Source organism: Armatimonas sp., from assembly GCF_964826245.1.
This window is the reverse complement of the sequence record NZ_CBAYMC010000027.1, coordinates 1-25,531: the sequence shown is the minus strand read 5'-3', so window position 1 is coordinate 25,531 and position 25,531 is coordinate 1. Positions and strand designations below refer to the sequence as shown.

General features: G+C 59.5%; 20 protein-coding genes. 10 read left to right on the top strand and 10 right to left on the bottom strand.

Annotation, left to right across the window (positions count from 1 at the left end; genetic code table 11):
* The coding region (locus tag AC1XOS_RS04520; RefSeq protein ID WP_481961027.1) for a catalase at positions 1–1,111 on the top strand (1,111 nt) is incomplete at its 5' end.
* Here AC1XOS_RS04520 and AC1XOS_RS04515 read toward each other — a convergent pair.
* Genes AC1XOS_RS04515 through AC1XOS_RS04500 form a run of 4 tightly spaced genes read right to left on the bottom strand, consistent with a single transcriptional unit; the run spans position 1,062 to position 5,137 of the window.
* On the bottom strand, positions 1,062–2,642 hold the full coding sequence (locus AC1XOS_RS04515; protein ID WP_481961026.1) for a GH39 family glycosyl hydrolase: 1,581 nt from the start codon (positions 2,640–2,642) through the stop codon (positions 1,062–1,064). The genes AC1XOS_RS04520 and AC1XOS_RS04515 overlap by 50 nt on opposite strands.
* Positions 2,639–3,493: a sugar phosphate isomerase/epimerase family protein gene (locus tag AC1XOS_RS04510; protein ID WP_481961025.1), complete on the bottom strand. Its 855-nt coding sequence runs from the start codon at positions 3,491–3,493 to the stop codon at positions 2,639–2,641. The genes AC1XOS_RS04515 and AC1XOS_RS04510 overlap by 4 nt, the downstream gene beginning before the upstream one ends.
* A gap of 18 nt (positions 3,494–3,511) precedes the next feature.
* On the bottom strand, positions 3,512–4,378 hold the full coding sequence (locus tag AC1XOS_RS04505; protein WP_481961024.1) for an aminoglycoside phosphotransferase family protein: 867 nt from the start codon (positions 4,376–4,378) through the stop codon (positions 3,512–3,514).
* Between the two features lie 3 nt (positions 4,379–4,381).
* On the bottom strand, positions 4,382–5,137 hold the full coding sequence (locus tag AC1XOS_RS04500; protein ID WP_481961023.1) for a GDSL-type esterase/lipase family protein: 756 nt from the start codon (positions 5,135–5,137) through the stop codon (positions 4,382–4,384).
* Between the two features lie 196 nt (positions 5,138–5,333).
* On the opposite strand from AC1XOS_RS04500, the gene AC1XOS_RS04495 reads away from it, so the two are divergent.
* On the top strand, positions 5,334–6,254 hold the full coding sequence (locus tag AC1XOS_RS04495; RefSeq protein ID WP_481961022.1) for an aldo/keto reductase: 921 nt from the start codon (positions 5,334–5,336) through the stop codon (positions 6,252–6,254).
* Here AC1XOS_RS04495 and AC1XOS_RS04490 read toward each other — a convergent pair.
* Positions 6,251–7,621, bottom strand: coding sequence for a DUF1552 domain-containing protein (locus AC1XOS_RS04490; RefSeq protein ID WP_481961021.1), 1,371 nt, complete (start codon positions 7,619–7,621; stop codon positions 6,251–6,253). The genes AC1XOS_RS04495 and AC1XOS_RS04490 overlap by 4 nt on opposite strands.
* Before the next feature lie 31 nt (positions 7,622–7,652).
* Here AC1XOS_RS04490 and AC1XOS_RS04485 point away from each other — a divergent pair, with 31 nt between their 5' ends.
* Both AC1XOS_RS04485 and AC1XOS_RS04480 read left to right on the top strand, forming a co-directional pair.
* A complete protein-coding gene (locus tag AC1XOS_RS04485; RefSeq protein WP_481961020.1) occupies positions 7,653–7,931 on the top strand; it encodes a hypothetical protein in 279 nt (92 codons plus the stop codon).
* A gap of 9 nt (positions 7,932–7,940) precedes the next feature.
* Entirely contained in the window at positions 7,941–8,402 is a 462-nt protein-coding gene (locus tag AC1XOS_RS04480; RefSeq protein WP_481961019.1) for an HNH endonuclease, read from the top strand.
* A 5-nt stretch (positions 8,403–8,407) separates the two neighbouring features.
* Here the strand turns inward: AC1XOS_RS04480 and AC1XOS_RS04475 are convergent, their stop codons facing one another.
* The 3 genes from AC1XOS_RS04475 to AC1XOS_RS04465 all read right to left on the bottom strand — a co-directional run bounded on the left by AC1XOS_RS04475 (position 8,408) and on the right by AC1XOS_RS04465 (position 15,734).
* Positions 8,408–10,786, bottom strand: coding sequence for a DUF1592 domain-containing protein (locus AC1XOS_RS04475; protein WP_481961018.1), 2,379 nt, complete (start codon positions 10,784–10,786; stop codon positions 8,408–8,410).
* A gap of 652 nt (positions 10,787–11,438) precedes the next feature.
* Complete coding sequence (locus AC1XOS_RS04470; protein ID WP_481961017.1) at positions 11,439–12,845, bottom strand: DUF1501 domain-containing protein; 1,407 nt, start codon at positions 12,843–12,845, stop codon at positions 11,439–11,441.
* A gap of 3 nt (positions 12,846–12,848) precedes the next feature.
* The gene (locus AC1XOS_RS04465) at positions 12,849–15,734 is read right to left on the bottom strand and encodes a PSD1 and planctomycete cytochrome C domain-containing protein (protein ID WP_481961016.1); all 2,886 of its coding nucleotides are present in this window, start codon (positions 15,732–15,734) and stop codon (positions 12,849–12,851) included.
* Positions 15,735–15,824: 90 nt separating this feature from the next.
* On the opposite strand from AC1XOS_RS04465, the gene AC1XOS_RS04460 reads away from it, so the two are divergent.
* Genes AC1XOS_RS04460 through AC1XOS_RS04435 form a run of 6 tightly spaced genes read left to right on the top strand, consistent with a single transcriptional unit; the run spans position 15,825 to position 21,533 of the window.
* On the top strand, positions 15,825–17,057 hold the full coding sequence (locus tag AC1XOS_RS04460) for an extracellular solute-binding protein (protein ID WP_481961015.1): 1,233 nt from the start codon (positions 15,825–15,827) through the stop codon (positions 17,055–17,057).
* Positions 17,054–17,962 (top strand): carbohydrate ABC transporter permease, encoded by a 909-nt coding sequence (locus tag AC1XOS_RS04455; RefSeq protein WP_481961014.1) that lies wholly within the window; start codon positions 17,054–17,056, stop codon positions 17,960–17,962. The genes AC1XOS_RS04460 and AC1XOS_RS04455 overlap by 4 nt, the downstream gene beginning before the upstream one ends.
* Positions 17,959–18,768 (top strand): carbohydrate ABC transporter permease, encoded by an 810-nt coding sequence (locus AC1XOS_RS04450; RefSeq protein ID WP_481961013.1) that lies wholly within the window; start codon positions 17,959–17,961, stop codon positions 18,766–18,768. Before AC1XOS_RS04455 ends, AC1XOS_RS04450 begins: the two co-directional genes overlap by 4 nt.
* 9 nt (positions 18,769–18,777) lie before the next feature.
* The gene (locus AC1XOS_RS04445; protein WP_481961012.1) at positions 18,778–18,921 is read left to right on the top strand and encodes a hypothetical protein; all 144 of its coding nucleotides are present in this window, start codon (positions 18,778–18,780) and stop codon (positions 18,919–18,921) included.
* Between the two features lie 9 nt (positions 18,922–18,930).
* Complete coding sequence (locus AC1XOS_RS04440; protein WP_481961011.1) at positions 18,931–20,736, top strand: hypothetical protein; 1,806 nt, start codon at positions 18,931–18,933, stop codon at positions 20,734–20,736.
* Positions 20,737–20,792: 56 nt separating this feature from the next.
* Positions 20,793–21,533, top strand: coding sequence for a hypothetical protein (locus AC1XOS_RS04435; protein WP_481961010.1), 741 nt, complete (start codon positions 20,793–20,795; stop codon positions 21,531–21,533).
* Between the two features lie 26 nt (positions 21,534–21,559).
* Here AC1XOS_RS04435 and AC1XOS_RS04430 read toward each other — a convergent pair whose 3' ends face one another.
* Both AC1XOS_RS04430 and AC1XOS_RS04425 read right to left on the bottom strand, forming a co-directional pair.
* Positions 21,560–24,655, bottom strand: a complete 3,096-nt coding sequence (locus tag AC1XOS_RS04430; RefSeq protein WP_481961009.1) for an efflux RND transporter permease subunit — start codon at positions 24,653–24,655, stop codon at positions 21,560–21,562.
* The coding region (locus tag AC1XOS_RS04425; protein WP_481961008.1) for an efflux RND transporter periplasmic adaptor subunit at positions 24,652–25,531 on the bottom strand (880 nt) is incomplete at its 5' end. The genes AC1XOS_RS04430 and AC1XOS_RS04425, both read right to left, overlap by 4 nt.

Here is a 25,531-nt window from a genome sequence, read left to right as displayed (position 1 = left end):
CACACCGGTCTTCTTTGTCCGCGATCCCCTCAAGTTCTCCGACTTTATCCACTCACAAAAACGCGATCCCGCCACGGGCCTGCGCGACAATGTGATGCAGTGGGACTTCTGGAGCCTCTCGCCCGAGTCGCTGCACCAGGTGACGATTCTCTTCTCAGACCGAGGAATTCCCGCAACGCTGCGCAACATGAACGGCTACTCCAGCCATACCTACAGTCTGTGGAACGACGCAAGCGAGCGCTTCTGGGTGAAGTGGCACTTCAAGACCGTCCAGGGCATCAAGACCCTCACCAACGACGAAGCCGCGGCGATCGCGGGCACAGATCTGGACTACCACCGCCGCGACCTGCATGATGCGATACTTAGTGATGACTATCCACGCTGGCGGGTGCAGATCCAAATCATGCCTGAAATAGAGGCAGGGAGCTACCCCATCCACCCCTTTGACCTGACAAAAGTCTGGCCACACCGTGACTACCCGCTCATTGATGTGGGGATGCTGGAGCTGAACCGCAACCCGGAGAACTACTTCGCAGAGGTGGAGCAAGCGGCCTTTGAGCCGGGGAACATGCCACCGGGAATGGGCGCATCGCCGGACAAGATGCTGCAAGCGCGGCTGCTTTCCTACCCGGATGCCCATCGCTACCGCCTCGGAATCAACTACGCAGCACTTCCCATCAATGAGCCACACAGCCCCGTAAATACCTACCACCGTGACGGCGAGATGCGCTTTGATAGCAACGGTATCGGATTCGTCAACTACGAGCCCAATAGCTTCAATGGCCCGGTAGAAAACCCGACCGTCAAAGAGCCGCCCTTGCAACTTAGTGGCGATGCCGATCGCTTCGATCACCACGAGGGCAACGAGGATTTCCAGCAGGCAGGCGCTCTCTATCGCCTGATGACGAGCGACCAAAAGGCGCAGCTGATTGGCAACTTAGTGGCGGCGCTCAAATCGGTGCCGCGCGACATCCAGGTGCGCCAGCTTCGCCACTTCCACAAAGCCGATCCCCACTACGGCAGCCAGATGGCGGAGCGCCTTGGGATCAACAATAACGTTTCTAACGCCACTCCAGCTGCAACAGTGAGACACCGCTCCGAGGGAGGGTGAAGGGGAGCATCACGCGGCTCGCTTCTATGATCACGCTTACGGGAGGCGCGAGCGGCTCCAGCTTGCTGGCGGCTTCGAGCCGGGAATATTGGGCTGTGGTTGGCTTTGGTGGCGATCCCATAGATTTCCATGCCGTAAAGACATTACTGTGGTTCTCATCAATGCGCCAGTGCACCAGTTTTGCTGCTCCTCGGGTCTTGGGCAGGTTTTCGAGAGTCAGCGCAATCTCCGCATCCGGCCCGGCAAGCTCATCGTCGTGGTAGTGCCAGACTAGTACCCAGGCTTTCTTCCCCAAGATCGCCGCCTGAGCCGAGATATCCGGGGCAGTGCTTCGCACGCCGTCACGCATTATGGCATCCAGGGAAAGCCCCGCACTGCTCTGCGTGGCGAGGCGCTCACCGTCCATCTTGCCGTACATCCGAAAGACATTGAGCACGGGCAGTGGCAGGCCGCCGGTGGCGAGCTGGCGGAAACCGGCAAAGAGCGGCTGGTCTTCAAAGGTGAAGGCCCAGGTCAGTGCGCCCTCTAAATTGACCCCATGCCGGTCGGCGAGCTCATGCTTGCGGGCGAAGACCGCCGCCGTGTAGCTGGAGAACATGGTGCTATTGCGGTACCCAAGCTGTGGTCCCTGGCACGCCGCGCAGCCATCTGGGTCGGACTCGCCAATGACAATAGGCTTGTTTTTCAGCTCTGGATACGAGGCGATTATCTTGAAGCCCGCGTCAATGGTGCGGAGCTGGGCGGCGATTCCCATACGCACATGGCCATCGACAAAGGTCGGTGCGCCTTTGGCGTGGAAGCTCACAAAGTCCAGCGGGGAGTTGTTCTTGAGGCAGTGCGTGAAGAAGTCCCGCTGGAACTGCCCCCCATCCCCCGCCACATCCGAGCCGCCGACGCGTGCTGTGGGAAGCGCACGCCGCACCGCGGCAATGGCAACTGTGTGTAGCTTGCGAAACTCCTCGGGCGTGCCGCGCCAGTAGCCGATATTGGCCTCGTTCCAGACCTCCCACCACCAGCTCTCGACTTCGGACTTGCCCCACTTCTTGACGCAGTGCGCGGTCCACTGGTAGACCAGCTCGCCCCACTTGTCCCAGTCTTTGGGCGGGTACGCCCAGCCGGTGTAGATCTCTTCGTACTTGGCTTTCGGCGTCCAGGAGTGCTGGTAGGGCTCGGGCTTTGTTGAGAGTGCCTTGGGCATGAACCCGATCTGGACATAGGGCTTGACGTTGTTCTTGAGATAGGCATCGAAGATACGATCCACGATTGTCCAGTCGTAGATGGGGTTGCCCTGCGCATCTTCGGTGTAGGCATTGGTGCTCCCCCACTTCAGCGCGGGCGTCCCATCGCCGGTGCAGAGCAGGCTGTGCGCCCGGAAAAATACCTGTGGCTTGCCGAGCTTGCCTAGGTCTTTGAGCAGCTTCTTGCCGTCTTTCATGTAGGCGTAGTTGGGCTCATCGGCCCCAAAGAAGCGCCAGATCGGCTTCAGCGGCCCGAGCTTCTTTGCAGCATCCACGGTGATGGAAACACTCACGACTTACCACGGAGCTTTCGGTAGTTCTCCAGGCACTTCTGGCTGGTCTCCAGTGAGGGAAACCGGCTGCCTTCTTGCTCAATCAGGAAGCACTCTGCGCCGCCTTTGCTCGCGGCGAGGTCGAGCAGCTTCGCCCAGGGGGTCTCGCCCTCGCCAAAGAGGACTTTGTAGCCCTCAGCCTTGCCCCAGTCTTTCAGGTGCAGTGAGCGGATACGTCCGGGGTTTTCCTTGACCCAGGCAATGGGATCGTAGCCAACCTCCATACAAGTGCCCACGTCGAACTGGAGCGTGACATCTTTGGGGGTGTTTTTTGCCAGAAGCTGGATCGGACGGAAGCCGCCTTCAAGCTCGCGAAACTCTGTCTGGTGGTTGTGGTAGCCGACACGCATCTTCAGTGGCTTAAGGGCTTGCGATGCCGCCGTAAGCTCATCGGCGAGCTTTTTCCAGTCGTCTTGGGTCTGAACACGGCCCGGGCTTGCCGTGACAATGGTCTTAGAGCCAAGAATCTGATTGAGCTCAATCGCCTTTTTTAGCCCATCCCCCGTGAGTGCATTGCGGCCATTGTGCGTCGAGAGGCACTTGATCTTCAGCTCATCGAGGAGCTTGCGGACGTCTTTGGCGTACTCCACCGTCCAGCTCTGGTAGGGCGAGTAGAACTCCACCACCTCATAGCCTTGCTTGGCCACCTCGCGCACCGTGCCCATCAGGTCTTTGGCCAGCATATCCCGCACCGAGTAGAGCTCCAGCCCGATAGGCACGCGCTTTTTTGCCGCCGCAGGCATGGCCAGCCCCAGTGTCGCCGCTGCCGATACTCCCAAAAACGACCGCCGTGTCAGTTCTCTGTTTTCCATGACTCGTATTATAGCGCGTCACGGAGCGAGCAGGCGAGCGAGAGAAAGATCGTCCCAGTTATCGCGCGGGTCGGCGGCGGCACGGGCAAACATCCAGAGCCGCACACGGGCGTCGTCCACCCCGAGCAAATCGGCGAAGTGCCGCATTGTGGCGAACGGGTCGGTGCGCAGGCGCTCGGTGCAGTTGTGCAGGAGATGCTGCGTGGCATCGTAGGCCGCATCCCCGACAAAGGGCTTGGGATCTATCACGAGCCACGACTCGCGCTGTGCGGCGAGAATATTGCTGGCATGAAGATCGGTGGCTAGGAGCACGTCACTTTTGTCATCGGGCCGTGAAAGCTCCTCAAAGAGCCTTAAACCTTCCCGTACCAACCCGGGATCGGGCCAGCGAGCTTCGTCCATGCGCGTCTCTCTCCCCCAAAACACCAGCATTTCCGAGAGGTGACGAAAGACATGCGGCTCGGAGGGCTTGCGCCAGAGGCGCTTGAGCAGCGCGGCGAGCACGTCATCTTGCTTGGGTTCCGGGAGCATTTTGAGCAGTGTCCCGGGCTCGCAGTGCTCTAGCAGAAAAGCGTTGTGCGCCTCATCAGATTCGTAGAGAAATACCGTCGGATCGCCGTCCCAGAAGCGCAGTCCCGCAAGCTCATCCCGGCTCTCCATCGCCGGGAGGCCCATCTTGAAGATCACCGACGTGCTGTCTTTGCGCCGCGCGGGAGCCACCCAAGAGCAGGAGACATTCGGGCCCTCAAACGGCACGCCCAGCACGAGCTCCCAGCGCTGCTCTAGCTCCGATAAAACCGACGGCAGGTTTCCGAGCCACTCGCGCCACTCGGGTTTATGCGGGCACGTTGCGCTCAAGCGCTCGGGAATGGGATAGTTCGCCATCGCCTACTTGGGCCGCGTGAGGGAAGGATCGCCGGTGGGAGGTGGGGCATGGTCGGTGCTGGCGGGTTTTCCGAGGAACTTTGTTAAGAGTGGGCTCAGCCCCTCAGCCCAGACCTGATAGCCTTTTACCGACAGATGGAGCCGATCCCCCGTCATGCCCTCGAACAGATTTCCTTGGGCATCGGCGAGCTTGTCGTTGACGTTGAGATAGAAGACACTCTCTCCATCGGCGAGCTTGGCGACTGCCTGGTTCACAAGCGCGATCTCAGGCAAGACGGCTTTATTATCGTTGCGTGGGAAAATGCCTGTGACAATGATCTTTGCTTTGGGGGCTTTCTCTCGGCAGGTCTTGATGAGCGCCTGAATCCCCTCCACGATCCCCGTCACTTTTTCCAACGCCGCTTGCGGACTGGGGGCGGGATGGGAGCCGATATTGTTGGTTCCCGCCAGAATCACGATCACTTTGGGATGGACGCCCTCAAGCTCGCCGTTCTGGATGCGCCAGAGGATGTTCTGAATCCCATCCGCGCCCCACCCGAAGTTACCCGCGTTCCAGCCAAAGAAGTTCTGCTTCCAGTTAGTGAGCATCGCCGACCAAACGGGGTCGGTGCAGCCCCAGCGCCGGGTGATGGAGTCGCCTAGGAAATAGAGATCAATCCCGCCGGTCTTGGCCTTGGCAACGAGCTGCTGGTGCGCTATTTTAGAGTTTTCGTCGGTGCGCGGCTGTGGTGTCGCAACCGAAAAACGCTGTGAGTTCATTAAAATTTCTCTTTCGAGTTTCGAGCACCTGTTCCACAAAAGCGCGGCAGATACCTTCGTACGAAAATAGCATAGTCTCAGGCATCTCACGTTCCTATGGGAAGATTGGCATATTGCTCTTCTACCCATCCTTGGTATCCAACCTGCTTACAGTCCTTTTCGCAGAGGCTAATTCGTGGGCGGGTACACTCTAGCCATGAACTTCACCACGCTGGGCCGAACGGGCCTTTTGGTTAGCAAGATGGGCCTGGGCTGCGGTGGACACAGCCGATTGGGCCTGGCGACGGGAAAAGACGAAGCCAATGCAATCTCGGTGGTACACAAGGCGCTGGAGCGGGGCATTAATTTTATCGACACCGCCGAGAGCTACAAGACCGAGATAGCAGTCGGCAAGGCGCTGGTGCTGGCGAAGACACCACGTGAGAGCGTGGTGATCTCAACGAAGCTGGGGCCGAAGAGTGGCGAGAGCTTCTCCACGAAATCGGCGTTCAAGACACGCTTCGAGGGAAATCTTACACGCCTTCAGACCGACTACGTCGATCTTTTGAACCTCCATGGCGTCACCACTGACGAGTACGCCTACTGCCAGAGCGAGCTGGTTCCCGCACTTTTGGAGCTGCGCGACGAAGGCAAGGTTCGCTTTCTGGGAATCACGGAGGCGTTTGGCCCCGATCCACAGCACGCCATGCTTGGCCCGGCGGTAGCAAACGACAGCTGCTGGGACGTCGTGATGGTGGGCTTTAATATCCTCAATCAGTCGGCGCGGGAGCGGGTTCTTGCCCACACGCAAGCAAAGAACATCGGGACGCTCTGCATGTTCGCCGTGCGCCGCGTCTTGAGCAACCCGGATGCCCTCAAAACGCTTCTCGCAGAGCTTGTCGCCAGCGGCCAGCTTCCCGACGAGGCACTCACGGTCTTCCCAGAAGGCGATACTACCCAGCGAGCCTACCAGTTCTGCCGCGACGAGCCGGGCATTGACATCGTGCTCTCGGGGACGGGAAACCCGGCGCACCTGGAAGCCAATGCTCAGGCGCTAATGGGCCCACCGATGCCCCCGCATCAGCGCGAGACACTAATGCGGGTTTTTCAGGGGCTCGATAGCGTCTCGGGGAACTAAAACAACTGGGAGAGTTTTCCGGTGGAGTCCCCCAGGGTTTCACCAGGAACCCCAAAGCGATCCAGCATGGTGATTAGCAGGTTGCCCATCGGAGTCTTGTCGGGGTAGCGGACATGACGACCGGTCTTGATCATGCCGCCACCACCGCCGCAGAGCAAGATTGGCAGGTCATTGTGGTTGTGTCGGTCACCATCGCTGATTCCGCCGCCGTAGACCAGCATCGTGTTATCCAGGAGCGTGCGGCTGCCTTCTTTGATGCCCTGCATCTTATTCAGAATATAGGCAAGCTGCTCAACATGGTACTGGTTGATCTGGCGCAGCTTCTCCAGCTTTTCCTCAACCCGGCCGTGGTGAGATAGATCGTGGTGACCATCTTTGATCCCAAGGTTCTGGTACGCATGCCCCGAGCCCTCGTCGGCGAACATGAAGGTCGAGATCCGCGTGATATCCGCCTGAAACGCCAGCACCATCATGTCCCCAAGAAGCTTGATCTGCTCCGGATAGTCGGGGTTGCCACGCCGCCCCCCGTTGGGAAGCTGCGCATTGAACTTCTCGGGGTTGACTCCCGTGGCTTTGCGGGCGTCCTCCAAAAACGCAATCCGGCGCTCGATCTCCCGAATCCCAGTAAAGTACTCGTCGAGCTTCTGCCGATCATGTGCCCCGAGCTTTTTCTGAAGAGTCAGTGCATCGTCTTGCACGAAGTCCAAGATACTCTGGTTGTAGCGCTTGCGCTTTGCCCGCGCCTCAGCAGACTCCCGGAGATCGTCCACACGGAACAGGCGCTCAAATACCAGGCGCGGGTCGGTCTCTTTGGCGACGGGCGATGTTTCGGAGCGCCAAGAGATCGTGTGCGAGTAGGCGCACGAGTAGCCAGAGTCGCAGTTGCCTGCCATCGAGCCGCGCTCACAGCCAAGCTCTAGGCTCGGAAAGAGAGTCTGGTGACCACGCTTCAGGGCCGCGATCTGATCCGCTGAGGGCCCCGCCTTAATATCTGCGCCATTGGTCTTCTTCGGATGGCAGCCCGTCAGCCATGCCGCCGCCGAGCGCGCATGATCCCCAGCACCATCTTTCTGAGCTTCCGCGCCGTACTGGCTCAGGCCCGTTAAGACATTGAAGTGGCTCTTGAGCCCATCGAGAGGTGCCAGTGTCGAGGGTAGTGTCCCCAGTGCACCGTCCGTGCTGGGAACCCAGTGCTTCATGTTGATGCCATTAGGCACGAACAAAAACGCCATACGCACAGGGGCTTCGGATCTTTTTTGGCCCCCTTTAGTCGTCTGGGCCTGCGCCACTTCCAGCCAAGGAAGCGCCATCGCGGTTCCCAGCCCCCGCAAGATCGTCCGTCGCGAGATTAAAGCTTCTGTGTTCATGAGAAAATTATACCGCGATATAATCAAAAACATGAACATGACCGAACTTCACCACCGCAGCGTCCGCGGCGAGACGCTTACCGAAGTGGAGTTGCAAGCACTAGAGCGCTACCTTGCGGAATGTGATGCCAATGAAGCACGGCAACTCGCTCCCGCCGTGGCCCATTCGGAGCAGCAAGCTTGGAGACATGCACAGCGAATACAGCAGCGTGAAGCGCTACTGGCCCGTGAAGAAGCCCTCCTCCAGCACTTACGCCAGCTCTTAGACGAGGCCAATGCCATTCGCCGTGAGTGGCAACAAGCCGCCTGAAACCCTGCAATGCCGCGCCTCTCACTCCGCCAGCGCTATCAATTTCGTTGTGGTTACTGTGGTGTCCACGAAGACGATGTGGGAGCGCGGCTCACCCGCGACCACTTCCAGCCCCGCATCCACGGTGGAGCACATGGCACAGAGAATCTGGTGTACTGTTGCCCTGCCTGTAACTCCTTCAAAGGCGACTGGTGGAGCATCGCCCCCAATCAGCAACTTCTTCACCCCAAACAGGATGATCTCACCCTGCATCTTATCGAAGCCCTGGATCATCGCCTGATCGGTCTCACGGAGCGTGGGAGAGTCCATATCGAGGTATTACGCCTCAATCGCTCCCAACTTATCGCCCACCGAACCCGCCAGTATGAGGAAGCTATACGCCAAGCCAGAGATGTTCTCATTGACCGGCGTTTTGCGGCAATGGAAGCCGAGATCACCCTGCTACGCCGTCAGCTAGGCGAGAGGCAATAGATGCCTCATTGCTTTGCCACTTTCTTTCCCGATTCGTCACCGCGCCGCTCTCGAAACGGCGGGCTCGTGACCACGGCCTCGACAATCGCCGAGAACTTATAGCCTTTATTTTCTACCGATTTTGTCATGCTGTCAAGGTTGCAGCGATCCGTGCGCTCGATCCCACGGCCCAGTGCGTAGGTCAGGAGCCGATCCGTGAGCGTGTGGGTGAACTGACTTTTCTTTGTGAGCAGCACTTTTTTTAGCTCACCAGGGCCATTGAACTTACTGCCATCCGGGAGCACACCCGATGTGTCAATTGCCTTCCCGCCATCGTTCATGCGCCAGCGCCCGATCAGGTCGTAGTTCTCCAGCGCCAGGCCAATCGCATCCATCTGCAAGTGACAGTTGGCACAAGCCGGGTTCGTGCGGTGGATTTCGAGACGCTTACGAAGTGTCTCGGCAACGATCGGGCCACCAGGCTTGTCTAGCTCCGGCACATTGGGCGGCGGTGGCGGCGGCGGTGTCCCCAGGAAGTTGTCCAAGACCCACTTACCACGCTTCACCGGCGACGTTCGGTTGGGGTTGCTGGTGAGGGTCAAGACACCCGCCATCGCAAGAAGCCCCCCGCGCTGGTTGTCCGTGAGCGTCACCCGCTGAAACGCCTCACCTGTCACGCCGGAGATCCCGTAGTGCTCGGCGAGGGTCTCGTTGAGGTAGGTGTAGCGGGCATCCAGAAACTCCAGGACGCTCCGGTCTTCCTGCACCACGCCGGTAAAGAACCGTAGCGCCTCAGTCTCCATGGCTTTGCGCAAGGGCGGCTTGAACGTGGTGTCATCGGGCTGGACGACGGCAAGCTTGCGGAGCTGGAGCCACTGCCCCGCGAAGTTCTCCGCCAGCGCCGCCGCCTTGGGGCTCTTGAGCATACGCCGCGCCTGGGCAACGAGCACGGTCGTGTCTTTGAGCTTTCCTTGATCCGCCAGCGTCAGAAGCTCATCATCGGGCAGCGACGACCACAAGAAATACGAGAGGCGGGTGGCCAGCTCGTAGTCATTCAGAAGCCGCCGTGCCGTAGGGTCGTTGGGCTTGGCATCGGGCTCGGGGCGGAAGATAAAGCTCGGGGAGGACAGAACGGCACGGAGCGCAAGCTGCACGCCCTCAGCAAACTCTGCCGTGGTTTTTTTCTCCCGCGCCAGCCGCGCCAGCCCGATGAGCTTAGTCTTCTCTTGCGGGGTTACGGGCCGCCGCAGGGCACGCTTTGCAAGCCCTCCCAGAGTCGTCCAAGTGGCATCGTCCCACGCCGCATCCGAGCTGTCTTTAGGGAGCACGAGCGCAATTCCGTGCTTCACACTCTCAGGAAGCTGCACCTCGATGTAGTTGATGTAGAGGTTCCGGTCCTGGCCCTTTCGGCGAAACGGAAGATCCTCGGGAGCCTGGTCGTTGTTGTTGAGAAACGTCGCCCCGATCTTGTAGCTCCCTGCCCTAGGAATCGTAACCGTGAGCTCGGAGAGCTGGGGATTCTGCGCGGTTGCGGGGACATCTATGCTCTGCACTTGCTTCCCACTCAGCGAGACCCCCATCTTCACGGGACGCGGCTCGGCCTGCTGCCCGTAGGCCTGGATTCGCACTTTATACGTTCCGGCGGTGGGAAAGTCAAAGCTGGCGGTGGCCGTGTCGCCCGTACGCCCTAGCTCGTAGCCCTCTCCAGAGTCGCCCCCCGCATTTCCCAGTCCCGCCAAAGCACGCGCCGTCACGCGCTGTGCCTTGGGGCCATTGCCCGGCAGCACCACCGCCTCTGCCGCCACTTTCTCCGCGGCATTGAGATACTTCTCCATCAGCAGCGGCGAGATCGAGAGCACATCCCCGATATTGTCGAAGCCGTAGCCCACATCGTCGTTGGGAAAGTCATCGGCGGGGCGGAGCGTGACCCCGAGCAGATCCCTCACGGTGTTGTTGTACTCCGCGCGATTCAAACGGCGCATGGTCACCCGACCAGGGTCATTGATCTGGCAGTCCACCTGTGAAAACAGGCTCTCCAGTGTCTCTCCGAGGCGCTTTCGCTCAGCGGCACTGGGCTGCGGGACACCGGCAGGCGGCATTCGGCTCTCCAGTACCGCCGAGCTGACTTGTTCCCAGACCGCTCGATTTTTCAGAGCCGCCTGAAAGGTTTTCTCCGCGCTCAGGCTCACCCCACCGGTGCCTTTGGGAGCCGCATGACAGCTCACGCAGTACTTCTTCACCAGAGGCGCGACATCCCGCTCAAAGCCCCCCGTGCTCGGCTTGTCTGCCGCTGGTTTCTTCGGCGCTGCTGCGGGTTTCTTTTGCTGAGGCCGTGCGGTCGCTCCCATCGCGACAAGAGCCGCCAGTGGCAAACAAAACAAGACCGGTTGGAGTTTACGGTTCATTGCTTTAAGTGTACCGAATTCTTTCTTCACTGAGTACGATAGCAAAAAAAATACGTCTTCAGTTCCCCAAATTTAAGTTAAACTCCGTTTCTGAGTCCCCTGCCAGCACGGTAGAATGGATTTATGAGCACCGTCACCACCAGCACTCTCTGTCATACAGCAAGACTGGAACTCGCCGGTGCTTGAACTCGACTCCCCCATGACCGAGCACATCTTCCGCGCTTCAGGCTTGATAGATGCCATCATGGGAAATGGGCAGAAGATGACAGTTGCGTCCAGTATCGTTCGAGCAGAATTATGGACGGAGTGCTTGACCTGTCTTGACAAGCTGCGCATCCTTTGTCGAACTCATTTTCCGAGCAATATCGACCGATTTTTCTGGATCGACCAGTATGAAACCAGCATCCGAAACCTGGCAACATTGGGGAACAGCCAGATACCTACGCTTCGCCATCCCACTGATTCCACCTGTTCCAGTTGCTGTGAGGAAATCCATCTTCGGCAGCAACCACTGCCACAAATCCTAGCATCCCCAGACACCTGCTTGGTATTTTGCGCTGAATGCACTCAGCGACAGCAGGCAGCGATAGAAGAAATGTTGGTAGCTCGTTCCCAACTGGAAGAAAGATTTGGCACGATTTTCATCTGACAGTTATGTGAGAATCTCCTTGACCACTCGGGCGGGTTCGACGCCGCTGAGCTTGGCATCTAGGCCCTGGAACTTGACCGTGAAGCGCTCGTGGTTTATGCCGAAGAGATGGAGCATGGTGGCGTGAAGGTCATGAACGCTAACAACATTCTCGACGGACTTGTAGCCCAGCTCGTCGGTGTTGCCGTAGGTGGTTCCGCCTTTGATTCCGCCGCCCGCAAGAAAGATCGAGAAGGCGTTGATGTGGTGGTCGCGCCCATCACCCTGGCCCATTGGAGTGCGGCCAAACTCCCCGCCCCAGATTACCAGCGTGTCGTCGAGCATCCCGCGCTGCTTTAAGTCCGTGATCAGCGCCCAAGTGGCGCGGTCGCACTCGGCGGCGGCTTGCGTGATGCCGTTCTTGACGCCGCCATGGTGATCCCAGCCACGGTGGTAGAGCTGGATAAAGCGCACGCCGCGCTCCGCTAATCGGCGAGCCAGCAGGCAGTTGCTCGCGAAAGTGCCATCGCCCGGCTTCTTGACACCGTAGAGATCAAGCGTCGCCTGGGTCTCTTTTGCCATGTCCGTCAGCTCCGGCACCGACGCCTGCATCTTAAAGGCCAGCTCGTACTGGGCAATTCTCGTGGTGATCTCCGGGTCGGTCTTCTCGGCGGCGAGCATTCCATTGAGCCGCGCGATCTCCTCGACGACTAAGCGTTGGGTGCTCTGGCAGACCCCTTCCGGGCTCCCGACATAGTGAACGGCATCGCCGCGCGTCTGGAGCTGGACGCCCTGGAACTTGCTGGGCAGAAACCCCGACGACCACTGGCGCGCGGAGACGGGCTGTGCCCCACCCCGCCCCTGCGACGTCAGCACGATAAAGCCTGGCAGGTTCTTGGTCGAGGCTCCCAGCCCATAGAGCACCCAAGAGCCCATGCTCGGGCGGCTCTTGAGGATCGAGCCCGAGTTCATAAACGCATGCGCCGTGTCGTGGTTGATCTGCTCCGTCACCATGGACTTCACGACGCAGATATCATCGGCGAGGCTCCCAATCCGAGGAAGTGCCGTGCTCAGATACAGACCGCTCTTGCCGTAGCTCGTGAACTCATGTTGCGGCCCAAAGGCTTTCAAGACCGCGTTCTGGAGCTGGGCTAGCTGCTGCCCATTGGTAAACGACGACGGAAAAGGCTGCCCATGGAGCTCACGTAGCTTCGGCTTCCAGTCCAGGGTCTCTAAGTGGCTCGGCCCGCCTGCCATGCAGAGATGGATCACCCGCTTGATGCGTGGCGCAAAGTGCGGCAGCTTCCCACTATCGGCGCGTGCTTCTGCGCCAAACAAGGCACCAAGGGCCAATCCCCCGACCCCATAGGCAGACTGCTTTAAAAACGTGCGCCGGTTGACGCTTTGGATAAACGCTTCTTGATCGAACATAGCTTAGTACCTTGTGATTGTCTCGTGCAGGTTCAGAACGACGCGGCAGACCATGGCCCAGCTCGCCAGCTCATTGGCGTCTCCCATGGGAACCGGGCTGTTGCCGATGGCGAGGAGCTTCTTGGCATCGTCGGGGCGGGAGGCGTACTCGGCGCGGACTTTTGTTAAGAAAGCCAGCAGTGACTTTTGCTCCTGTGGCTTGGGAGCACGTGCCAGTGCCCGCTGATAAATTTCGGTGAGCTTGGCATCGTCGATCTTGGCTTTTAGAGTCCCCGCAAAGACCCGCGCCGCCTCCACAAACTCGGGGTCGTTGAGGAGCGTCAGGGCCTGCTGCGGCGTGTTGGCAAGCGTTCGCGTACACGAAGGCTCGTCACGGTTGGGGGCATCGAAGCTGGCGAGCATCGGGTGCAGAAACGTCCTCTGCCAGTGCATGTAGACCCCACGCCGCCACTGTGAGTCACTCTTATCCGCGACATAGCTGCGGTCGGGGAACTGCAATGGGGCGTAGTAGCCCTCGGGCTGGTAGGGCATTGCAGGTGGGCCGCCCACCGACGGATTCAGCAGCCCCGCGATGGCCAGCGCATTGTCGCGCACGAACTCCGCCTCCAGCCGCCGTGGGTTCTGTGATGCCCAGAGCTTGTTCTGCGGATCTTTTAGTTTCTGCGCCGCGCTCATCACCGACGACCTTCTATACGCCTCGCTCAGCACGAGCTGCTTCACGGCCCGCTTGACATTCCAGTCGCGCTGAAAGTCAGCGGCCAGCGTGTCAAGCAGCTCCGGGTAGGTCGGCGGCTCGCCCTGTGCCCCGAGATCCTCGATGCTAGGCGAGAGCCCGACGCCAAAGAAGTGCTTCCAGAGTCGATTGATAAAAACCCGTGAGGTAAGAGGGTTGCTCTTGTCCATCAGCCAGTTGGCAAGCTCTAGCCGGGTTCCCTGAGTTGGTTTCGGTAAAAACCCAGGGGTTGCGGGGTTTGCGACGGGCGCGGTTTCATCCTGCCAGTTGCCACGGGGGACGATGCGCATGGTCAGTGGCGTTTTTGCCTTCTCAGTCACCATCACGGGAGTCTGGCCACCTCGATAGCTCGTAATCTCGGCCTCCAGCGCCTTCGCTTTGGTAAATGCCTCGGCGTCATCTGCTGTCGCGAGGAGGTAGTCACGTGGCGTGAGGGCTTTATCGGGGAGAGTGAGACCATCGGGGTTGCGGGGCACGAGTGGTGATGTACTCAGCTGGAAGCTTGCCAGATCGCAGCTTGGCAGAGTGGCCCGAAGCGTCTCGCCGTCGGTCAGGGTGACGGGCTTCTCTAAACGATAGACAGCAGCCTGGGGGACGGTTGCCTGACTTCCGACCAGCTTCCAACCGCGCTGCACCCCGAGCAGGGCAAACGAGTTGCGGTAGGTGGGCTCAAAAGCGCTGGCGGCGGCATGTCGAACCGCGAGATTTTTCAGCTTACCGTCTTTGCCCATCACCGCCAGATTCAGCATCACCGTCTCCGAGCGCACTCCTTTACGAAAAAGGCTCCCCTCCATCGGGAAAAGCTCCAGCCGCACACTCGCAATTGCGCGTTGCTGGGGCGAGAGTGTCCGCACCACATCGGTCGCCTTAGCACCTGTCACGACAACTTTCTCGTCGCTCTCCCAGCCATCGGGGTTGGCCTGGTAGTAGGAGTTCATCGCGCCAAGCCAGCTCTGGCTTATGGAGAGCGGCGCGGCAAGTTTCTCGATCTGGCCCTGGAGCTGGGCAATTCGCTGCTTGAGATACTTACTCTCGACAGTAATTTCTGGAAAGAACGGATAGTCGTTGTTGACACCCCGCAGGTCGGGGTTGGGCGTGTAGCCATAGTCGGCATAGACGCCCCACTGTTTCACGTCGGCGAAGTATGCCGCCAAAGAGTAAAAATCCCGCTGGGTCAACGGGTCGAACTTGTGGTCATGGCACTCGGCACAGCCTGTGGTGAGCCCCATCCACGCCATCCCCACCGTGCGGACGCGGTCCGTGGCGTACTTGTGGAGATACTCTTTCGGCTGCGCTCCCCCCTCACGGGTTACCATGTTCAGACGATTGAAGCACGTCGCCGTGAGCTGGCTGGGGGTCGGGTTTGACAATAAGTCCCCGGCAAGCTGCTCTTTTGTGAACCGATCAAAGGGCATGTTGGCATTAAACGCCTCAATCACCCAGTCGCGGTAGGCCCATGCGTTCATGTTCTGGTCGCCGTGGTAGCCCACCGTATCGGCATAGCGCACTGCATCGAGCCACGGCACCGCCATGCGCTCGCCGTAGTGCGGCGAGGCAAGTAGCTCGTCTACTAGCTTCGCATAGGCATCGGGCCGGGAATCTGCCACAAACGCCGCAACCCGCTCGGGCTTCGGAGGCAGCCCCGTGACATCCAGCGACACCCGCCGGATCAGCGTCCGTTTATCCGCCAGTGGCACTGGCGCAAGCTTCTCTTTGGTGAGGCGTGCGGCGATTAACCCATCAATGCTTCCCCCACGCGTGGGGGCGAGGGGGCCAAAGCTCCAGTGCCCCTCATACTTGCCTCCCTCGCCGATCCAGCGCATGAGAAGCCGTTTCTGCTCTGCCGTTAGCTTTTTATGCGACGTGCTTGGGGGCATCTGTAAGGCATCGTCGCTAGGCTTATTGATACGGCTCACCAGCTCACTTGCCAGAATATCGCCCGCAACCACCGCACGATTCGGCTGATCGAGCCGCAGATTCGCCGAGCGCTTGTTCTTATCGGGGCCATGGCACGCAAAGCAGTTGTCTGAGAGGATCGGGCGAATATCCCGGTTGAAGCGCACCAGCTCTGGCCTTTGTGGCGCAGCAAGCGCGGCCATGCTCATCAGGGCAGCGAGTCCAAAAACAGCAAGCTTACCATGCATCGTTGAGGTCATGGCTCTATTGTAGACGCTACCCGTATCAGCGTCAATGCACTCCGCAATAAAAGCCTTGTCTGATCTGCGCACTTGGGTTAGGATGTCGTCATGCGCTCCGTCACCCTACTCACCCTGGCCCTCGCCGCTGGCTGTACCAAAAATCCCCCAACGCAGCGTGGCTTGCGGGTCTGGAGCATGTGGGGCGGTGATGAGGAGACGGTCTTTCGCAATGTTCTGCGTGCCTACGATCCCACCATCGAGAACCTACCGTCGGTTGCGGACGATAAAACCATCCGGGCATTAGTCGCAGGCGCTCCCCCCGACCTCTTCACTCTCAAAGACCCCTCGGCGCTTGGGGCCCTCGCGGCAAATCAAGCGCTCCGGCCCCTCGACGAGCTCTTTGTCACCGCGGGGCTCAAAGACGCTGACTTTACGCCCGGTGCACTCAGCCAGTGTCGCTTCCGGGGCAAGCTCTACGCCATCCCCTACCTGCTCGATTGCATGGTGCTTCTCTACAATAAAAGGCTCATCAAAGAGCCGCCGCGCACCCTCGAAGAGCTGGAGGAGCTGTGCAAGCGCCTCACCAAGCGCGATAGTTCGGGTCGGATCACCCAGATCGGCCTGCGTCCCCCCGAAGCCGTGCAGCTACTGGGTGCGGCAGGAGCTCAGTTCTGGGACGAAAAATCCGAGCGCCTCACGGCGGATCACCCTAACAATAGCGACGGACTGCGCTGGTACAAGCGCCTAATGGACGCACAAGGCGGCAACGAAGCGGTCGAGGCGTTCTCAGCGGGCTTTGCGGAAGACATGGGCTCCAGCAATCCGTTTTTCAAGGGTCTCGCCGCGATGGAGTTCTCGGGCCAGTGGAACGCCAACTGGGTCTTTAAGTACACACCGGGAGAGGAGATTGGAGTCGCACCCCTGCCCTACCCCGCCAGCCGCCCCGAGCTTGCCGGTACCGCGTGGCTCGGGGGAAATCTCTTCTGCCTGCCCCGCGAGGGCAAGCGCACCGACGACGCCTTCGCGTTTCTGACGTGGAGCCAGACTGTAGACGGGCAGATCCGATTTGCGGAGACAATGCACGGGGTTCCCAACCAGCGGGCGATCTTGCAAGCGCCTACGCTACGAACCGGCGCTCCTTGGCGAGGGCTCTTTGCGCGATTTTTGGATCTGGCTAACAGCCCCCGCGCCTCCCACTTCCCCGTCCTTCCCGTCGCCGCGCTCTACCAAAGTGAGCTCACCGCCGCCTGCGATGCCGTACGCTACGGGCGCAAATCCCCAGAAGATGCCCTACGCACCGTCCAAGCCAAAGTCTCCCGCGAGCTGGAGAAGTACCGATGAGCTCTTCTTTGTACCCCCGCCAAGCGGGGGCTAGGCGGGATGGGGGGGTGGCCCTCCTCTTCCTCGCTCCCTGGCTCATCGGGCTTTTGGTCTTTACCATCGGCCCCGTCCTCGCGACGCTCTACCTCAGCTTCACGGACTACCGCGTGCTCTCACCGCCGCGCTGGGTGGGGCTGGAGAACTATAAAGAGCTCTTCACCGACACCGAGACTTTCTGGCCCTCTCTAGGCAACACGGCGTTTTTGTTTTTGGAGCTACCCCTCTCACTCTTACTTGGACTGGCTCTGGCGCTCTTGCTCAACCAGAAGCTCAAGGGCATGGCGCTCTTTCGGACGATCTTCTACGTGCCGGCGCTGGTGCCGACGGTCGCCAGCTCCATGCTTTGGCTCTGGCTGCTCAACCCCGAGCACGGGCTGATTAACGAAGCGCTACGAACGCTCCATATCCCCACTCCCACCTGGCTCGCCTCACCGCTCTGGGCAAAGCCTGCGATCATCCTCATGGATCTTTGGGGTGTCGGGGGGAGCATGGTGATCTACCTGGCTGCGCTTCAAGGTGTCCCGCAAGACTACTACGAAGCCGCCGAGCTGGATGGTGCCAGCGGCTGGCACTGCCTGCGCCACATCACGCTACCGTCGCTCTCACCGGTGATCTTCTTCAACTTAATCCTAGGTGTCATCGGGACGTTCCAGTACTTCACCCAGACCTTTCTCATGACCAAGGGTGGCCCGGATAAGTCCACGCTCTTTTATGCACTCTATCTCTACCAGAACGCCTTCGAGTACTTCCGCATGGGCCTCGCCTGCGCCATGGCCTGGGTGCTATTTCTACTGACAATTGCCGCAACCTGGCTGGTCTTCAAATCGTCGGCGCGCTGGGTCTACTACGAGGGCGAAAAGGCATGAGAGGGCTCCGCTATGGCATTCTTATCGCGCTGGGCCTGCTCTTTCTGGCCCCCTTTGCCTTCATGGTGAGCACATCGCTCAAGTCGCCGGAGAAGATCTTCACGGCGACCATGGAGTGGCTTCCCAGCCCGGTGGCCGGGAAGAACTACCCCGATGCCCTCTCGCGCTTCCCGTTCTGGCGCTACGTGGGCAACACGCTCTTTATCTGCGCTCTGACCGTGCTGGGAACATGCCTCGCGTCCTCACTCGCGGCGTATGCGTTTGCGCGGCTAAAGTTCAAGGCTCGCGAGCCGCTGTTTTTCATCATGCTGGCGACCATCATGTTGCCCGCGCAAGTGACCCTTCTGCCGACCTTTCTGCTCTTTCGCACGCTTGGCTGGTCGGGCTCCTGGTTGCCGTTAATTATTCCCACGTTTTGTGGCAACCCGTTCTCGATCTTTCTGCTGCGCCAGTTCTTCCTGACGATTCCCCAGGAGCTCTCCGATGCTGCGCGGCTCGATGGTTGCTCGGACTTTGGCATCTTCTGGCGCGTGATCCTGCCGCTCGCACGCCCCGCGCTCGCTACGGTGGGTCTGTTTGCGTTTCTGGGAGCCTGGACGGACTTTCAAGGCCCGCTCATCTACCTCCATGACGAAAACCAGTACACGCTCGCGCTGGGCTTACAGTCGTTTCTTGGTCGCCACGAGAGCCAGTGGAACCTGCTCATGGCCACCTCAACCGTCATTACCCTCCCGATGATTCTCGTCTTCTTACTCGTCCAGAAGACTTTTGTCAAGGGAATTGTCCTCAGTGGCCTCAAGGGATAAAATGGGGCTATGAGTTCACGAACTCCCTTGACACTTCCCACATTGGTCACCAGCTTCCACGACTACTACCGATCCCCCGAAGACCTCATTGAGCTTTTCAGGATTCTCCTGGGAATCTTGCACAGCCCATCGTCCCATCGCCCTAAAGGATAATATTTCGCAATGCTGCTTCCCATACCTGCCGCTCTCACCGCACCTGCTGCCACCTATGGCCAGCTTCTCTCTCGTCAGTTCGCCACGCTCCCCGCTGAGGCTCCCGCTGCTCCCCCATTGGACGCGGGCCGGGGGGCAGTGCGCATCGAGCTTCCGACTACCTTCAAGCCGCATCAGCCACAGATTGATGAGGACACTGATGTCGTGCAGGCCATCACCGACGGCAAAGGTCACTGGTATCTCGCCACGACCTTTGGCTTAGTGCTGACCAACGGAAAAGACTGGTGGCAGCCGATTGACCATAAAGATGGCATGCCGCAGATTCGGATGACCAGTGTGGCGCTGGCTAGCAACGGCGACTTATGGGGTGGGACGCAGAGTGGGGTCTGGCGGCTGCGGGAGGGCAAGTTTCGGTACTTTGCCAGCCGCCGCTGGCTCCCCAGTGATCATGTGAAGCGGGTCTGGTGCGATGCAAAAAACCGCTGCTGGGTCGAGACCGACACAGGGTTTGCCTGTCTGGAAGAGAAGTCCATGACGCTCGCGGAGAAAGCGACACACTTTGAGAACATCACGGCCAAGTACCACAACCGGCGTGGCTATGTCTCCAACTGTAGCTATAAGGTGGCCGGAAAGCCCGAGCTGGGAACATTCCACGAGGCCAGCGACAACGATGGACTCTGGACGGCGGTCTATCTGGGGGCGGAGTGCCTGCGCTACGGCGTGACCAAAGACCCGGCAGCCAGGACTCTCGCGCAAAAATCACTGAACGCGCTTCTGGAGCTGGAGCGCCTCACCGGAATCTCAGGCTTCCCTGCCCGCGCCACGGTTACGGACGAGGAGCTAAAGGCCGGAGTCACGGGGCTTGATCCCAAGGGAACCGTCAATGCGCCTGGCGAGACGGCGCTGATCTGGTTCCGCTCGCCGATTGAGAAAAATGTCTGGGTGAAGGGCGATACCTCAAGCGACGAGATAGACGGTCACTACTTCGCCTGGTATCTCTACTCCGAGCATGTCGCCGATGCCACGGAGAAGAAGCGTATCGCTGCGACGTGCAAGCGCGTGACGGATCATATTCTCGATCATAACTACACCCTCTGTGACCACACCACGCGCCCCACTCGCTGGGGACACTGGGAGCCCGCGCTGATGAACGATAGCCCGCGCTGGAAAGAAGAGCGTGGCCTAAACTCGCTGGAGATTCTCTCGCACCTGAAAGTGGCCTATCATCTGACGGGTGAGAAGCGCTACAACGATGCCTACGAAGATTTAATCAATAATCATCACTATCTCCTCAACACGCTCAACTACCGGCGCAACAATCCCTGGTGGAAGCTGAATCACAGCGATGACGAGCTGGCATACCTCGCTTATTACCCACTAATGCTCCTCGAGAAAGACCCGGCGCGACGGCAGATTCTCTCGCAGAGCCTCGCCAAGACCTGGGAGCCGTCGCTGACCGAGCAGACGATCAAGGCCGAGGCCAGCCCATTCTATAACTTCATGTACGGCGGCCTGACAGGCAACTCGTGCGATGTGGAGAGCGCCCTGCTCAACCTCCAAGACTGGCCACTGGAGCAGACCGAGTGGGCCATGAAAAATAGTACTCGGATGGACGTGACTCTTCGTCTTGCGCCCGGTGGTGGACGCAATCGAATGGAGACCGACCGGGTGCTCTCCCCCGCTGAGCGACGCGTGAGTCGCTGGAACGCCTGCTACTGGGAGGCCGATAGCGGCGGTGATGGGAAGGGCGCCGACGACCCTGGAGCCTGGCTCTTGGGCTACTGGCTCGGGGTCTACCATGGCTATCTCAAGTAGCATTCGCGGAATCGTAGCGTCATCTCGTCCTTGACCTCTGGAGAAACCGAAATTTTATGAAATACGCCTTACTTGCCTGCACACTTCTGCTGGCATCCACACTTGCTCATGGGCAAGAAACCTCGACATCATCGCGTCCCAAGACCGAGCGCGACGTTGTGGTTAGCCTGATTGTTCGTCAGCTTGGTCAAGAGAGCGGCCAAAATGTGCTGGTGGACTCCAGCCTCGCGATGCTTCGTGCCTCGGCACTGGCGAAAGCCACGACGAAAACGAACCTCGAAGAGCAGCTTGATGCACTCGTCCGCAAGCTGCCCGATGGCGCTGCGTGGGCCAAGCTCTATCTTCCCAAGCCGCAAGAGGGCAAGCGCTACGCCGCAGACAATCTCTCCCGCTATGCCTTTGCACAGGCGAGCCTCTTTGGCGGCAAAGTGGGGACATCGAAGCCGGGAATGGTAGAGGTCATGGGCCGCGTGATGACCGAGGCAGAAGCCGCGCCTCTCGTGAAGAAGCTAGATCTGACTTCCTACTACATTCTCAGCAACCCACGCAAACCCATGATGGCCTTCGGGAGCCCCGGCGGCCCCGGCGGCATGTTTGGTGGTGCGAACATCACGGACTTGCTCCAAAAACAGCTTGGGGTCAGCGATCTCAAAGACATCCCACCCGGCAGCTATAAAGTCCAGTTCCCCGGCCCGGATGGCAACCCTGTCAATGCAGATATTAAAGTCTCCAATGACGATGGCAAAACCCGGATGGAAGTGCGTGTGAACCAGAATACCAATATTCCGCCACAATAAACGAGCTAGCGGGGACAATTTCACCTCTATCGCCGCCGAAGGCGCTGGCCAAGATCATCGAAGAGTGTGTAGACGCAGGGTACGACAAAAAGCGTCAGAACCGTGGACGTAATCAAGCCACCGATCACGGCCGTGGCGAGCGGAGCCTGGGTCTCCGAGCCTTGCCCAAGAGCAAGCGCGAGCGGGAGCATTCCCAGAACGGCTGCGGACGTGGTCATCAGAATCGGGCGCAGACGGGTCGGGCTTGCGGTGAGGATGGCCTCGTCGCGCGGGGTGCCCCGCTCTCGCAGTTGATTCGTGTAGTCCACCAAGAGGATTCCGTTTTTCACGACAATGCCAACGAGCATCAAGAGGCCAATAAAGGCCGTGATTCCAAACGCGCGGCCTGTGAGAAAGAGTGCCAGCACCACACCCACCGCGCAGAGCGGCACCGACGTCAGCACGATCAGCGGGTAGACAAAGGACTCGAACTGTGACGCGAGGAGCATGTAGATCAGCGCCACGGCCAGCACAACCGCCACGCCAAGACCGGCGAACTCGGTGCCGCGCCGTTTCTGGTTCTGGCCAAAGTCCCAGTAGGTACCTGGCACAAACTCCACTTTCTCCAGAATCTTGGTCACATCAGCCTCCACCTCGCCTTGGGAGCGATCCGCCAGCCGTCCGTTCACCGCGATATAGCGCTGCCGATCCAGCCGCGTGATCTCGTTGGGGCCGACGGTCTCAAACGGCGTCGCGACTTGGTTTAGCAAGAGCGGCTTACCCCCACTCTTGGGGCTAATCGCCAGATTCGCCAGGGACTCCACAGACTTGCGATCTTTCTCGGGTAGGATTACGTAGATCGGGTACTGGTAGCCCTTCTCTAAGAAATAGCCCGCCTGCGCTCCGCCTGTACTGGAGTTGATCGTATTGGCAATATCGGCAAACGAGACACCCAGCGCCGAGGCTTTGTCGCGGTCAATCTTCCACTGGAGCTCTGGGGTAGCGTCTTGGACACCAAGGTCAAGCGCCTCCAGGCCGGGCACTCCCTTGAGCGCGTCCATCACCTTCTTGGCCTGAGCTGCAACCGACTTATTGTCCTGTCCGAAGACATCAATCTCCATGTTGGTTGCGCCCCCCGTGAGAAGCTGCGTCACCAGGTCATACGGCGAGACCGTGGCACGGATCCCTGGAATACTCCCCAGGCTCTTCTGGACATCTTTGATGACTTGCTGTGTGGGCAGCTTTCGGTGAGCCTTGAGGTGCACGGTTGCGCTTCCGATATGGCCTGCCTGATCCCGCACCGAGCCACGCAGGCTCAGGGTCGCCCCGGACGCGGCAAAGACCGTCTCGACATCCGGGTTGGCCAGAATCCGCTTCTCGACCTCTTTCATGGTCTCGCTGGTCTTGAGAAACGCCGTGCCGATGGGAAGCTTGACACTCACGGTAAAGTCGCCACTATCGGTCTGAGGCAGTGTCTCTGAGCCGATCAGCGGGACAAAGAAATAGCTCGCCGCCGAGATCAAAGCGGCACCTGCCAGAACCCACCAGCGATGAGAAAGTGCCCAGGCCAGACGGCGCCGGTAGTTGGCATCCAGGCTGTCGAGATAGCGTCCCGCCCAGCCAAAAAAGCCCCGTGACGGCCTCTCTTTTTCCTGCTCCAGCTCCTCGCGGTGGATGAGGCGCGAGGCCAGCATCGGAACCAGCGTCGTGGCATCCAAAAGCGAGACCGCCATGGAGAAGATCACCACCAGCGCGAACTGCGTGAACATCTGGCCTGTCTGGCCCTTGATCAGCAAGATCGGAAGAAAGACCACCATCACCGTGATCGTCGAAGCGACAACCGCACTCGTGATCTCGCTGGCCCCCGAGACAGCTCCTTCCACGGCGGACTTCTTATCGCGCTCGATGTGCCGGAAGTTATTCTCCAGCACCACCACGGCATCGTCCACGATCAGCCCCGCCGCCAGCGCCAGGCCTGAGAGCGAGATCGTATTGAGCGTGAAGCCACAGAAGTAGAGCAGCGAGAACGTCGAGAAGATCGAGACCGGAATCGAGAGCGCCACCACTAACGTGCTCCGAAGATTGCGGAGGAAAAACAGCAGGATCAGAACCGCCAGCACGCCCCCAATGATCGCCGTGTGCTGAAGATCCGTGACGGAGTTCTGAATAAAGCCCGACTGGTCGTAGGCCACCTGGAACTTGAGCTGCGGGTAGAGCTTGTTGACCTGCTCAATTTTTTTCTCAATGGCCTCGGCAGTGGCGACCGTGTTGGCCTCGCTCTGTTTCGTAATCGCAAGACTCGCAGCAGGCTCCCCGTTAAGCCGCGTCAGAATGCGTGTCTCCAGATGGCTGTCCTCGACTTTGGCGACATCCGTGAGGAGTACAGGCTGTCCGTTTACCTGTGCCAGCGTGATCTTCTCGGCATCGGCGAGGCTGCTGAAGTACCCGACCGTGCGAATGGTCAGCTCACGCTCGCCCTGCCGTGCGATCCCCGCGGGAACATTGATATTCTCCTGCAAGAGCCGCCGCTGCACCAGATCTATGGACAGACCATATGCCTGAACTTTCACGGGGTCTACTTCAATGATAATCGAGCGGGTCTGTCCTCCCGTCACGGTGGCGGTGGCAACTCCCTCCGCAGAGGCTAAAAGCGGTGAGACCTCGTTGGCCAAGAGGCTCCGAAGCTTGACAATGTCCGAGATCCCCGAGACTCCGTAGATGCGAATGGGAAGTGTGGCCGGATCGAACTTATAAACGACCGGAGCCTGAAGAGTCGGGTCATCGGGAAGCTGCTGCTTGGCGCGCTGGACAAGCTGCAAAACATCAATGGCAGCCTGGCCGATATCCGTCCCCCAGTTGAACTGCACCCGCACCGACGAGCTACCTGTGGTAGAGCTAGAGCTGATAAGCTGGATTCCTGGTGCCGCCGAGACCGCCTGCTCAATAGGCCGCGTCACCTGGGTCTCCATCTCCTCCGGCGCGACATTGGGCCAGGTGGTACTGACCAAGACCGTTGGAATGGTGATCTTGGGCAGCAAGTCCACGGGAAGCTTCATCAGACAGACAACGCCCAGTAGCACCAGCGCCGCAATACGCATCACCACCGCGACAGGCCGCTGAACCGAGAAACGCGCGATGTTCACTTCTTCACCTCGGACAACGCCCCAGACGCAGGTTTGACTTTCTGGCCGTCTTTGACGGGTGAGTAGGACAGAATGACGACACGCTCACCGGCACGGACTCCTGAGAGAATCTCGACATCGCTGCCGACTTTGGTACCGAGCGTCACCTGACGGACAGAGGAAGTGCTCTCCGCATCCACCACCGTGACCGTGGAGCCTTTCGGGGTTGTCTTAACCGCGTCGCTGGAGACGACCACAGCCGCATTGATCGTCCGCAGCTCTAGGGTGAGATGTGCAAACATCCCAGGGCGGAGCTTGCCGCTTGCATTCTCTAGTTTACAGCGCACGATAAACTGGCGGCTCTGGGGATCGGCGGCAGGATTGACCTCCGCAACCGTCGCGAGAAATGGCTTTCCAGGGAGGGCATCCAGCACTACCTCCGCCTTGGTGCCGATGCCAACAGCACTGCTCTGCTCCACAGGGACACCCACCGTGAGATAGAGGCTATCGAGCTGCTGAATGGTCAGAATCGTCTGCCCTGCCGTCACGCTAGAGCCTTCGTCTATGGGCTTAGCGGTCACAATCCCCGAGATCGTGCTCCGAAGTTCTGTCTCCCCGAGCCGAGCACGGGCTTGTGCGAGCTGGCTTTCCGCCGCTGCCACGGCCTGCCGGAGCGCGGCGATATTTTCTCGCATAGCCACGGACTGAGAGCGGTTCGACTTGGCTAAAACCAGCGCGGACTCCGCCTGCTTCTTGGCGGCTTTAGCCGTGCCAATCTCGCTGATGGCGCCTTTTTCCGCGACCGTCACCGGCTCCTTTGCCGCGATAAGGAGCGCCTTCTGAGACTCCAGCGCGGCCTCTGCCGTGGCAATGCGCCCCTGCGCGGTGGCGACGACA

Coding starts and splice junctions, on each gene's coding strand:
- AC1XOS_RS04510 (WP_481961025.1), bottom strand. CDS start 3,493: ATGGAAAACAGAGAACTGACACGGCGGTCGTTTTTGGGAGTATCGGCA.
- AC1XOS_RS04505 (WP_481961024.1), bottom strand. CDS start 4,378: ATGGCGAACTATCCCATTCCCGAGCGCTTGAGCGCAACGTGCCCGCAT.
- AC1XOS_RS04500 (WP_481961023.1), bottom strand. CDS start 5,137: ATGAACTCACAGCGTTTTTCGGTTGCGACACCACAGCCGCGCACCGAC.
- AC1XOS_RS04495 (WP_481961022.1), top strand. CDS start 5,334: ATGAACTTCACCACGCTGGGCCGAACGGGCCTTTTGGTTAGCAAGATG.
- AC1XOS_RS04490 (WP_481961021.1), bottom strand. CDS start 7,621: ATGAACACAGAAGCTTTAATCTCGCGACGGACGATCTTGCGGGGGCTG.
- AC1XOS_RS04485 (WP_481961020.1), top strand. CDS start 7,653: ATGAACATGACCGAACTTCACCACCGCAGCGTCCGCGGCGAGACGCTT.
- AC1XOS_RS04480 (WP_481961019.1), top strand. CDS start 7,941: ATGCCGCGCCTCTCACTCCGCCAGCGCTATCAATTTCGTTGTGGTTAC.
- AC1XOS_RS04475 (WP_481961018.1), bottom strand. CDS start 10,786: ATGAACCGTAAACTCCAACCGGTCTTGTTTTGTTTGCCACTGGCGGCT.
- AC1XOS_RS04470 (WP_481961017.1), bottom strand. CDS start 12,845: ATGTTCGATCAAGAAGCGTTTATCCAAAGCGTCAACCGGCGCACGTTT.
- AC1XOS_RS04465 (WP_481961016.1), bottom strand. CDS start 15,734: ATGACCTCAACGATGCATGGTAAGCTTGCTGTTTTTGGACTCGCTGCC.
- AC1XOS_RS04460 (WP_481961015.1), top strand. CDS start 15,825: ATGCGCTCCGTCACCCTACTCACCCTGGCCCTCGCCGCTGGCTGTACC.
- AC1XOS_RS04455 (WP_481961014.1), top strand. CDS start 17,054: ATGAGCTCTTCTTTGTACCCCCGCCAAGCGGGGGCTAGGCGGGATGGG.
- AC1XOS_RS04450 (WP_481961013.1), top strand. CDS start 17,959: ATGAGAGGGCTCCGCTATGGCATTCTTATCGCGCTGGGCCTGCTCTTT.
- AC1XOS_RS04445 (WP_481961012.1), top strand. CDS start 18,778: ATGAGTTCACGAACTCCCTTGACACTTCCCACATTGGTCACCAGCTTC.
- AC1XOS_RS04440 (WP_481961011.1), top strand. CDS start 18,931: ATGCTGCTTCCCATACCTGCCGCTCTCACCGCACCTGCTGCCACCTAT.
- AC1XOS_RS04435 (WP_481961010.1), top strand. CDS start 20,793: ATGAAATACGCCTTACTTGCCTGCACACTTCTGCTGGCATCCACACTT.